Raw genomic sequence first — 10,835 nt, 5'->3', positions numbered from 1 at the left:
GGGCCCGGCCGCCGGGCCCGGTACGCCGCAGCGGCCGGCCGGCACCCCCACCAGCAGCGCCCCGCCCCAACCGGCCCCCGGTGCCACCGAGCAGGCGGCCCGTCCGCCGTCGGCGTACACCCGGATGACCGCGGAGGACTCGCGGCTCTACAACGTGTCGTTCGCCCGCTCGAGCGCCCGCTGTGCCGGGCTGGGCGAGCAACGCCCACCGCTGCCCGACGCCCGGCTGGTGGCGTACCTGCAACAGATCGCGGACTGTCTCACCGAGGTGAACGCCGCACCACTGGAGGAGCAGGGGATCGCGCTCAGCGCACCCCGGGTGAGCGGATTCAACATCAGCGTGAACACCGCCTGCGGGACGCTGACCCGGTACGCGTTCTACTGCCCGGAGGACCGCACCATCTATGTCGACACCCGCTCCGATGACACCCGCCGCTTCTACGGCGGGATGCGGCTCGGCTACTTCGCGGTGATCAGCCACGAGTTCGGACACCACCTCCAGCTGGCGGGCGGCATCACCCAGGGGTACGCCGACCGGCTGGCGACCGCCGACAACGAGCAGCGCCTGGAACTGTCCCGCCGCTCCGAACTGCAGGCCGGCTGCTTCTCCGGTGTCGCCTACGGGGCGCTGTGGAGCAGTATCGACGCCGACACCGCTGACCGGGAGGAGATGGCGGACTACTTCGACCGGCAGAGCGATGAGGTCACCCGGGAGGGCACCCACGGCAGCGCCCGCACCATGAAGGCCTGGTTCGACCGCGGCCTGGGCACCGACCGGAGCAGCTATGCCCGCTGCAACACCTGGGCCGCCACCCCCGACCAGGTGGCCTGATCCCGGGTGGCGGAGCCATCGTGACCTGATTGTGAAACTTTCCGGCGTGCGTCCCCCGGCCCCGACCCGGGACCGCGGCTAACCTCATCGGGTCGATATCAACTTCCCCGATACCGCGAGGTGAGAGATGGCGCTGCGAACGGCCCGGCGTACGCCCGTTCGGTCCGCACTGGTGAGGCCTGCCCTGGCCCTGTCCGTCCTGGTGGCCGTGCCGTTGGCCGGCTGCGCCAAGCCGACCACGGAGGTGGCCACCCCGGCCCCCGCGCCGACCATCGCACCGGTGGACACCGTGACGCCGCTGCCCGCGCCCACCCCGGTCGACACCGCCACCCCCACGCCGACCCCGGCGGTGCTGTCGACCCCCACGGCCACCCCGACGCGGTCCGCCAGCCGCACCGCCACCCCGCGGCCCACCCGGACCGCCACTCCGACGCCGAAGCCGGCCGCCGGGCCGGCGCTGCTGGCCCGCGGTGCCTCCGGCGACCAGGTCCGCGACCTGCAGGCCCGGTTGAAGCAGATCGGTTGGTTCGACGAGAACGTCACCGGCTTCTTCGGCCCGACCACTGCCGCCGGTGTCGAGGGGTTCCAGGCCAAGCGTGGCCTGCCGTCCACCGGTGCGGTCGATCGCGCCACCCTGACCGCGCTGCAGCAGATGACCCGCACCCCGACCGATGCGGAGAAGGCCGACGCGCCGAAGCCGACGCCGACCCCGACACCGAGCAGCAGGCCCACCGAGAAGGCCGAACCGGGTGGCGTACCGGCCGGGATCGACCCGCGCTGCATGACCGGCCGGGTGCTGTGCATCTCGAAGACCCAGAACAAGCTGCGCTGGATGATCGACGGCAAGGTGCAGAACACCGTCGATGTCCGCTTCGGCACCGAGGAGCTGCCGACCCGCGAGGGCACCTTCAGCGTCCAGTGGAAGTCGCGCAACCACGTCTCGACGATCTACAACACCCCGATGCCGTACGCGATGTTCTTCTCCGGCGGGCAGGCCGTGCACTACTCGGCCGACTTCGCCGCCAACGGCTACAACGGCGGCTCCCACGGGTGCGTGAACGTGCGCGACCGGGCGACCATCGCGAAGCTCTTCGACATCGTCAAGGAAGGCGACAAGGTCATCGTCTACCGGTGATCCATCCGGTGCGCGGAGTGTGGCGTGCTGCCGCGGTGCAGGCCCGTGGATCGGTTACGCTTGCGCAACCGCTGCCCCTCCATCGGCGGTGGGATGGACGAGGGTCCGCGTTGGGGTGAAGCCCCGGGCGATCCCCGAGTGGCCGGCGGCACGGAAGGTGGAAGGCTGAACACCATGACGCACACCCCGGAGCGGCCCGCATGACGCAGAACATCCCGCTCGCCCTGGTGCTCGGCGTGGTGGCCTCCCTCTGTTTCGCGACCGGGGCCACCTTCCAGCACGACGGCATCGGCAAACAGTTCGGTGCCGATGCCGAGTCGCGGACGTTGACGCTGCGGCGGGTGCTGTCGATGGTCCGGGACCGGCACTGGATCCTCGGCACCGGGATGATCCTGATCGGCGCGCTGCTGCACCTGGTCGGGGTGAAACTGGCGCCGGTCACGGTGATCCAGCCGGTCGGCATCCTGGCCGTCCCGTTCGCCGTGCTGCTGGCCGCCCGGAAGAACCACACCCGGCCCACCCGGATGATGATCGTCGCGATCCTGATGGCCGTCGCCGGCATCGTCGGTTTCACCTGGTTCTCCGCGTCCTCGGCGGCCGAGGACACCGTCATCGACGGCCGGCTGATCCTCTACGCCTCGCTGGTCGTCTTCGCCCTGGCGATCATCGCCGGCATCGTCGGCGCCAAGGGCCCGGTGGCGGCGCGCTGCCTCGCCTGGGCGACCAGCGGTGCGCTGATCTATGGCCTGGCCACCGCGCTGATGAAGACCACGCTGGTCACCTGGGAGCGCAGCGCGGAGCTGGGGCTCGCCCACTTCTGGGCCAACCTGGCCGGCTGTCTGGCCTGTTACGCGATCGGCGCCTGGGCGATCCAGCAGGCGTACGCCTCCGGGCCGGCCGAGATCGTGGTCGGTTCGATGACCGTGATCGACCCGCTCACCGCGGTCGCCTTCGGGCTGATCGTGCTCGGTGAGGGCGCGAACATCGGCCTCGGTGACGGTGTCGGCATGGTCCTCGCCGGCGGGCTCGCCTCCCTCGGTGTGGTGCTGCTGTCCAAGTACCACCCCGACGCGGCCCGGGCGTACGAGGAGGCCGAGGCGAACCGGCTCCGCAACCAGACCCCCGGCAGCACCGCTGTCGACCCTCCCGAGAAGTCCCCGCAGGAAGGAAATCCCCGGTGAAGATCCTCATCGGCCACGACACCTATCCCCCCGACGTCAACGGTGCCGCCCGCTTCACCGAACGACTGGCCACCGGCCTGGTCGGCCGCGGCCACGAGGTGCATGTCATCGCCCCCTCACCGACCGGGCGCGAATACATCGAGGACCGCGACGAGGTGGTGGTGCACCGGCTGCCGTCCCACCGCTACCCGCTGGTCGACCAGTTCATGATCTGCATGCCCTGGCAGGCCGGGCCGCGGATCCGGAGGATCATCGACCAGGTGCAGCCCGATGTGGCGCACATCCAGGGCCACTTCCTGATCGGGCGATTGCTGTCCGGGCAGGCGAATCAGCTGAATCTGCCACTGGTCGCGACCAACCACTTCATGCCGGAGAACCTGGTCGAACTGGTCAAGATCCCGAACCGGACCCGCGACGCGGTGTCCCGGATGGCCTGGAAGGACTGCGCCAAGGTGCTCGGCCGGGCCCAGGTGGTGACCGCGCCGACCCCGCGTGCGGTCGAACTGCTGGCCAGTTCCGCCGGGCTGCCCGGTGGTCTGGCGATCTCCTGCGGGATCGACCCCGAGCCCTACCTCGAGGCCAGCCGCAACGCTCGGCACGGTTCGCATCCGACGGTGCTGTTCGTCGGCCGGCTGGATCAGGAGAAGCGGGTCAACGAGCTGATCCAGGCCTTCGCCCGACTGCCGCAGCGGCTCGACGCCCGGTTGGAGATCGTCGGCGACGGGTCCTTCCGCGACCAGTGGCAGGCGCTCGCGCAGTCCGAGGGCGTCGCCGATCGCACCACCTTCCTCGGTTTCGTCAGCGAGGAGGATCTGCTGGCGGCGTACGGGCGGTGCGATGTGTTCTGCATGCCGGGTGTCGCCGAGCTGCAGTCGCTGGTCACGCTGGAGTCGATGGCCGCCGGCAAACCGGTCGTCGCGGCGAACGCGATGGCGCTGCCGCACCTGGTCCATCACGACAAGAACGGCTTCCTCTACGCCCCCGGAGACGTGGACGAGCTGTCCGGGTATCTGGCCCGGTTGCTCGGCGATCCCGCGCTGCGGAAGCGGATGGGTGCGGAGAGTCGGGAGATCGTGCACGAGCACGCGCTGGGTGCGACCCTCGGCCAGTTCGAGGAGATCTACTCCGAGATCGCCGGCGGGCACGTGGTGCCGCTGCGCCGGGTCGCCTGAGCCCGGATCCACCCGATGCCGTGCATCGGGGGCTCTCGGTCGATGACCACGACTTGTCCACAGGGCTGGATCTGTCCACAGTCGGGGTTCCTCGGCCGCACGATTTCGGCGATGCCGCCCATCGTGTGGCGCATGAAGACACCCGATTCGTTGATCGCGCAGTCACCCGAAGAGGTGCTCGCCGCCGTGCCCTATCTGCTCGGTTTTCATCCGCAGCAGTCCTTCGTCGTGGTCGCGCTGCGCGGCCGGCGGGTGGTGTTCACCGCCCGTGCCGATCTGGACCACGCCCTCTGGGAGGCCGATCGGCTGGCCCGGGTGGTGGACACCAACAACGCGGATGCGCTGATCCTGCTCGGTTTCTGCGAACCGACCGCCGAGTCACGGGACCTGCTCGCGGACCTGGCCGAGCTGTTCGGCGACTTCCGCATCCACGACCTGCTGCTCAGCGACGGGGAGCGTTGGTGGTCGCTGCTCTGCGACGACGCGGACTGCTGCCCGGACGAGGGCACGCCCTATGACATCAGCACCACCCGCTTCGCCGCTGCGGCGGTCGCGGCGGGTCTGCCCGCGCTGCCGAGCCGTGCCGAACTCGTCCAGCGGGTCACCGGACCGATCGGGGAGGTCGACCGGCAGGAGGTGCGCGCCGCCTTCGAGGAGGTGTTGCCCGACCTGGCCGGCTGGTCCGCGGAGGAGCGGTGCGGGCGGATCCGGCGACTGATCGCCCGCTACAACACCAGCCGCGGGTTGAGCGACACCGAATGTGCCGAACTGGCCGTGCTGAGCCACGATCCGGTCGCCCGTGACGAGGTGCTCGGCCGGTTGCGCCGCGTCGACGCGCCCCGGCAGGTGGCGCTGTGGAACCGGGTGGTGGACCGCAGCCTGCCACCGTTCGAGGTCGCACCGCTGTGTCTGCTCGGGCTGGCCGCCTGGCTCTCCGGAAACGGCGCCCTGCAGGTGATCTGCATGGAGCGGGCCGAGCGGATCAACGCGGGTTTCTCGATGCTCTCGCTGCTCAACCACATCCACGACCGGGCGATCCCACCGAGCCACTGGGGCGAGGGGGCCGCCGCGTAGTTCCGAACTTGTCAGGGACTATGCGCAGTCCCCGGGCACGAGGACTGTGCGGTCGGCCGCAAGGGTTGGGCAATTGACTTCAAGCGCGCCTGAACTTCTAGGGTCGTTGATCATGACGACCGCGATGCCTTGGGCCGACTCATCACCGCCACCGCAGGGCCTCGGCCTGATGCGTGTCCGCGAGGAGCACTGGGGAGATCCCGAGCGCGATCCGGGTGGGCTGGTTCGGGCGGCGGTGGATGCCGGCGTGCGGGTGCTGGACACCGCCGAGATGTACGGCAACGAAGCAGTGGTGGGCCGGGCCATCGGCACCCTGCGCGATGACGTCATCCTGTGCAGCAAATTCGGCGTCTACTGGGGCGACTCCGGCCGGTTCGACGACTGGAGCGTACGCGCCGATGCGGCGACCGTTCGGAAAGCGATCGACGGCAGTCTGAAGCGCCTTGGCACCGATCGGCTCGATCTCTACTATCTGCACCATCGCAGCGATGAGACGCCCATCGAGGAAACCGTGGGGGCGATGGCGGAACTGCAGCGGGCCGGCAAGATCCGCTCGCTCGGCCTGTCGAATGTGACGGTCGAGGACATCCGGCGGGCGCATCGCGTACACCCGATCCAGGCGGTGCAGGAACAGTGGTCGATCACCCACCGCGAGGTCGAGGACATGCTGCCGGTGCTCGCGGAACTGCAGATCACCCTGGTCGCGCACTCACCGCTGGGTCACGGCGAACTGCTCGGCTCCGACGGCGCCCACGCGGCGACGATCGCGAGACTGGCGGAGAAGTACGCCGTGTCAGCGGCGTCGCTGGCGGTTGCCTGGGTGCACAACCGTGCTCGTCAGCTGGGCCAGTCGGTCACGGTGCTGCCGGGAACGACGCGGGCGGCGCACATCCGGCCGAACGTGGCCGCTGCCTCGTTGCGCATCGACGACGAGGATCTGGACGAGTTGACCCGGGTCGGCGGCTGAGCGCGCGGGTGCGGCTCATCTCGACACGGCGGCCATTGCTCCGCTGCGCTCCGCATGGCCGCCTACTCGATGAGCGGAGGTGAGCTGTGCCTGGTGGCCTACTGAGCGGGGTCAGCCGAGTTCGACGCCGACGAGGTGGCCGATGGCCCAGGTCAGACTCATCGTGAGCGCGCCGACGACCAGATTGCGGAGCACCGGGCGTACCGGGGAAGCGCCGCCGATCCGGGAGGTGATCACCCCGGTCACCGCCAGCGCGACCAGCACCGCGGCCCAGGTGACACCCATCCGCCAGCCGATCGGCGCGAGCAGCATCGCCAGCAACGGCAGCAACGCGCCCAACGAGAAGGACAGCATCGACGCCCAGGCGGCCTGCCACGGATTGCTGCGCTGATCGACGCTGATGCCGAGTTCGGCCTCGGCGTGCGCGGCGAGCGCGTCGTGGCGGGTCAACTCGACCGCGACCTGATGCGCCAGGTCGGGGGAGAGGCCCTTGGCCCGATAGAGATCGGTCAACTCGCCGAGTTCCTCACTCGGCATGTGCTCGAGCTCCCAGCGCTCCTTCTCCAGCACCGCCAGCTCGGTGTCCTTCTGGGTGGAGACCGACATGTACTCCCCGCCGCCCATCGACAGCGCACCGGCGACCAGACCCGCGAGCCCGGCGATCAGCACCGCGCTCTTCGACGCCTGCGCGCCGGCCACGCCCACCACCAGACCGGCGGTGGAGATGATGCCGTCGTTCGCGCCGAGCGCGCCGGCCCGCAGCCAGTTCAGCCGACTCGCCAGCGCGCCGGCCAGATGATCGCCCCGGACGTGTTCCTGGCTCGGGGCCGAGGTCAGCTGATGGTCCATACCAACACTGTCACCCGCCCGGAGATCCCTCGCAAGCAAGGTTTGCCAGCCCTCACCGGCCGAAACGCCCCGGCCGGCACCCGCGTCCTCGGCTAGACTGCGCGGGGCCAAATCAGTGTCCACGGCCCAGCGTTGAGGGAGTGCTAGTGACCGAGCAGGTAGCGCAGCGGCAGGCGTACGATCCGGCCGCCGCCCAGCAGAAGTGGCAGAAGTTCTGGGAGCAGAACCAGACCTTCGCGCCGCTCGACGACGGCTCCAAGGAGCGCCGCTACGTGCTCGACATGTTCCCCTACCCCTCGGGTGACCTGCACATGGGCCACGCGGAGGCGTTCGTGATGGGCGATGTCGTCGCCCGCAACCTGCGCCAGCGCGGTTACGACGTGCTGCATCCGATCGGCTGGGACTCCTTCGGTCTGCCCGCGGAGAATGCCGCGATCAAGCACGGCAAGAGCCCCGCCGAGTGGACCTACGCCAACATCGAGACCCAGGCGAACTCGTTCAAGCGCTACGGCCTGAGCCTGGACTGGAACCGGCGGCTGCACACCTCCGACCCGGAGTACTACCACTGGACCCAGTGGCTGTTCCTGCGCTTCCGTGAGCGCGGGCTGGCCTACCGCAAGGATTCGGCGGTCAACTGGTGCCCCAACGACCAGACCGTGCTGGCCAACGAGCAGGTCGTCAACGGGCGCTGCGAACGCTGCGGCGCGGTCGTCACCAAGCGCAAGCTGAACCAGTGGTACTTCAAGATCACCGAGTACGCCGACCGGCTGCTGGATGACATGCAGGGTCTGGAGGGCCGGTGGCCCGACCGGGTGCTGGCGATGCAGCGCAACTGGATCGGCCGCTCGCAGGGGGCCTACGTCGATTTCACCATCACCGGGCGCAGCGAACCGGTGACGGTCTTCACCACCCGGCCGGACACCCTCTATGGCGCGACCTTCTTCGTGGTGGCCCCGGACGCGGATCTGGCCGAGGAGATCGTCACGGCCGAGCAGCGGCCGGAATTCGAAGCATATTTGGAAAAGACCAAGCAGACCAACGAGATCGAGCGGCAGTCCACCGAGCGGGAGAAGACCGGTGTCTTCCTCGGTGTGTACGCCACCAACCCGGTCAACGGCGAGCAGCTGCCGGTCTACGCCGCCGACTACGTGCTGGCCGACTACGGCACCGGCGCGGTGATGGCGGTGCCCGCACACGACCAGCGCGACCTGGACTTCGCCAAGGCCTTCGACCTGCCGGTACGCCGGGTCGTCGACACCGGTGAGGCGGACCCGGCCGAGACGTTCGTCGCGACCGCCGGCGACGGCCGCTACGTGAACTCCGAGGCGCTCGAAGGGCTGGCCAACAAGACCGACGGTGTCGCGAAGATCGTCGACCTGCTGGCCGCGCGCGGCACCGGCCGGGAGGCGATCACCTACCGGCTGCGGGACTGGCTGCTGTCCCGGCAGCGGTTCTGGGGCTGCCCGATCCCGATCATCCACTGCCCGGTCGACGGCGAGGTCCCGGTGCCCGACGACCAGCTGCCGGTGCGGTTGCCCGATCTGCGCGGTGCGGACCTGCGGCCGAAGGGCACCTCGCCGCTGGCCGGCCCGGAGGCCACCGAGTGGCGCGAGGTGGAATGCCCGACGTGCGGTGGCCCGGCGATCCGGGACACCGACACCATGGACACCTTCGTCGACTCGTCCTGGTACTTCTTCCGCTACTGCTCGCCGCAGGACACCGAGGGGCCCTTCGAGGTGGCCGATGTGCGTCGCTGGATGCCGGTCTTCCAGTACGTCGGCGGCGTCGAGCACGCGATCCTGCACCTGCTCTACATGCGCTTCTTCACCAAGGTGCTGCACGACATGGGGATGGTCGACTTCGTCGAGCCGATGGAGCGGCTGCTGAACCAGGGCCAGGTGATCAACGAGGGCAAGGCGATGAGCAAGTCGCTCGGCAACGGGGTCGACCTGGGCGCCCAGATCGACGAGTACGGTGTCGACGCGATCCGTACCACCGTGGTGTTCGCCGGCCCGCCGGAGGACGACATCGACTGGGCCGATGTGTCGCCGAGCGCCACCGTGCGGTTCCTGCAGCGGGCCTATCGGGTCGCCCAGGATGTGACCAGCGAGGTCGGCACCGACCCGGCCGGCGGCGACGCCGCGCTGCGGCGTACCACCCATCAGACGCTGGCCGACATCGGCAACCTGCTGGACGCGCAGCGGTTCAACGTCGTGGTCGCCCGGTTGATGGAGCTGGTGAACGCCACCCGCAAGGCGATCGACGGTGAGGTCGGCGGAGCCGACCCGGCCGTCCGGGAGGCCGCCGAGGCGATCACCATCGGGCTCAGCCTGTTCGCGCCCTATGTCACCGAGGAGATGTGGGAGATCCTCGGCCACCAGCCGTCGGTCGCCGACGCCGGTTGGCCGAGCGTGGACGAATCCCTGCTGGTACAGGAATCGGTGACCTGCGTGGTGCAGGTCCAGGGCAAGGTACGCGCCAAGCTGGAGGTCGCTCCGGACAGCACCGACGAGCAGCTGGAGCAGGCCGCGCTGGCCGATCCCGGGGTGCAGCGCGCGCTGAACGGCCGCGAGGTCCGCAAGGTGATCGTCCGCGCACCGAAGCTGGTCTCGATCGTCCCCGCCTGAGGCTTCGCAGCGGGGTTGTCCACAGCCTGACCCGCGCGTGGAGTTGTCCACAGATCCTCTTTCGGGGTGAACATTTCCTGCCCCGGCACGGCATGTGCAGGGTATGGGAGGCAGACAGACCGATTCGGTGATGTCGGACTATGTCCGCGAGCGGCTCGATCGGGTCGTCGCGGAGCTGCGGCCGTCGGGTCGCGGAGCGACACCGGAGGCCGATCGGGGCACGCGGTTGCGCCGCCCACCCGATCCGGAACCGCCCGAACCCGAACCGTTCGCAGCACCACCGAGACCGGCACCGATCCGGCGTACGCCGAAGCTCGAGTTCACCCGGCGGCACCTGCTCGTGGTCGCCGTGGTGCTGCTCCTGGGTGCGCTGGCCGGCGGCTATGCGTTGACCCGCTCCCGTGCGGTGCCGGTCGGCGAACCGCTCCCGGTGCAGCAGGCCGGCGGCTCGGCCCCGGCGCCCGTGCCGGCCCCACCGGCCAGCCCCACCCCGGAGGCAACTCCGAGCCCGGCGGTGGTGCGGGTGCACGTCACCGGTGAGGTCCGCCGTCCCGGGGTGCACACCTTGCCGCTCGGTTCGCGGGTCGTGGACGCCATCGAGGCCGCCGGCGGGCTCACCCCGGCGGCCCGGCCGGGTGAGCTCAATCTGGCCCAGCAGCTCACCGACGGTCAGCAGGTGCTCATCGGCGGTGGCAGCCGACCCGGCGGCGAGGTGCGCGGGGGTGCGGCACCCGCCGCACCCGGTGGCTCCCCGGCACCCGGTGGCGGCGCCGGTGGTGCGGGGGCCGGTGCTGCGGGCGCCGGCGGCAAGGTCAATCTGAACACCGCAACCGAGGCCCAGCTGGACGCACTGCCCGGGGTCGGCCCGGTGACCGCGCAGAAGATCCTCGCCTGGCGGACCCAGAACGGCCGGTTCAGCCGGATCGAGGAGCTGCAGGAGGTGCCCGGCATCGGGCCGAAATCGTTCGCCGACATCGCGCCGCTGGTGACGGTGTGAG

The 10,835-nt window shown here is 70.1% G+C and carries 9 protein-coding genes; 8 read left to right on the top strand and 1 reads right to left on the bottom strand.

The annotated features are described in order from the left end of the window. The 6 genes from BI335_RS07190 to BI335_RS07165 all read left to right on the top strand — a co-directional run. Positions 1-832, top strand: an 832-nt coding sequence (locus BI335_RS07190; protein WP_172421777.1) for a neutral zinc metallopeptidase, incomplete at its 5' end; no start/stop codon positions are given. 127 nt (positions 833-959) lie between these two features. After that, on the top strand, positions 960-1,967 hold the full coding sequence (locus BI335_RS07185) for a L,D-transpeptidase family protein (RefSeq protein ID WP_094360249.1): 1,008 nt from the start codon (positions 960-962) through the stop codon (positions 1,965-1,967). 200 nt (positions 1,968-2,167) lie between these two features. Continuing rightward, positions 2,168-3,148, top strand: a complete 981-nt coding sequence (locus tag BI335_RS07180; protein WP_094430051.1) for a DMT family protein — start codon at positions 2,168-2,170, stop codon at positions 3,146-3,148. Further along, positions 3,145-4,320 (top strand): glycosyltransferase, encoded by a 1,176-nt coding sequence (locus BI335_RS07175; protein ID WP_094424608.1) that lies wholly within the window; start codon positions 3,145-3,147, stop codon positions 4,318-4,320. The genes BI335_RS07180 and BI335_RS07175 overlap by 4 nt, the downstream gene beginning before the upstream one ends. A 132-nt stretch (positions 4,321-4,452) precedes the next feature. Continuing rightward, a complete protein-coding gene (locus tag BI335_RS07170) occupies positions 4,453-5,394 on the top strand; it encodes a DUF4192 domain-containing protein (RefSeq protein WP_166646622.1) in 942 nt (313 codons plus the stop codon). Positions 5,395-5,506: 112 nt separating this feature from the next. Next, positions 5,507-6,361 (top strand): aldo/keto reductase, encoded by an 855-nt coding sequence (locus tag BI335_RS07165; RefSeq protein ID WP_229119485.1) that lies wholly within the window; start codon positions 5,507-5,509, stop codon positions 6,359-6,361. 111 nt (positions 6,362-6,472) lie between these two features. Here BI335_RS07165 and BI335_RS07160 read toward each other — a convergent pair whose 3' ends face one another. Next, a complete protein-coding gene (locus BI335_RS07160; RefSeq protein WP_094430049.1) occupies positions 6,473-7,210 on the bottom strand; it encodes a VIT1/CCC1 transporter family protein in 738 nt (245 codons plus the stop codon). 146 nt (positions 7,211-7,356) lie between these two features. Here BI335_RS07160 and leuS point away from each other — a divergent pair, with 146 nt between their 5' ends. Continuing rightward, positions 7,357-9,837, top strand: a complete 2,481-nt coding sequence (gene leuS / locus BI335_RS07155; RefSeq protein WP_094430048.1) for a leucine--tRNA ligase — start codon at positions 7,357-7,359, stop codon at positions 9,835-9,837. 103 nt (positions 9,838-9,940) lie between these two features. Beyond that, positions 9,941-10,834 carry a ComEA family DNA-binding protein gene (locus BI335_RS07150; protein WP_229118941.1) on the top strand — a complete coding sequence of 298 codons (894 nt, stop codon included), beginning with the start codon at positions 9,941-9,943 and terminating at the stop codon, positions 10,832-10,834. The last annotated feature ends 1 nt before the right edge of the window (position 10,835 follow it).

The organism is Enemella evansiae (assembly GCF_002250705.1).
Classification (GTDB): Bacteria; Actinomycetota; Actinomycetes; order Propionibacteriales; family Propionibacteriaceae; genus Enemella; species Enemella evansiae.
Note: the sequence above shows the minus strand (reverse complement) of the source record. Positions and strands in the feature narration are given on the sequence as shown.

What these genes read in the sequence shown, in the direction of transcription:
- BI335_RS07180 (WP_094430051.1), top strand. Translation starts at nt 2,168, where the DNA reads ATGACGCAGAACATCCCGCTCGCCCTGGTGCTCGGCGTGGTGGCCTCC.
- BI335_RS07185 (WP_094360249.1), top strand. Translation starts at nt 960, where the DNA reads ATGGCGCTGCGAACGGCCCGGCGTACGCCCGTTCGGTCCGCACTGGTG.
- BI335_RS07170 (WP_166646622.1), top strand. Translation starts at nt 4,453, where the DNA reads ATGAAGACACCCGATTCGTTGATCGCGCAGTCACCCGAAGAGGTGCTC.
- BI335_RS07160 (WP_094430049.1), bottom strand. Translation starts at nt 7,210, where the DNA reads ATGGACCATCAGCTGACCTCGGCCCCGAGCCAGGAACACGTCCGGGGC.
- BI335_RS07165 (WP_229119485.1), top strand. Translation starts at nt 5,507, where the DNA reads ATGACGACCGCGATGCCTTGGGCCGACTCATCACCGCCACCGCAGGGC.
- BI335_RS07150 (WP_229118941.1), top strand. Translation starts at nt 9,941, where the DNA reads ATGGGAGGCAGACAGACCGATTCGGTGATGTCGGACTATGTCCGCGAG.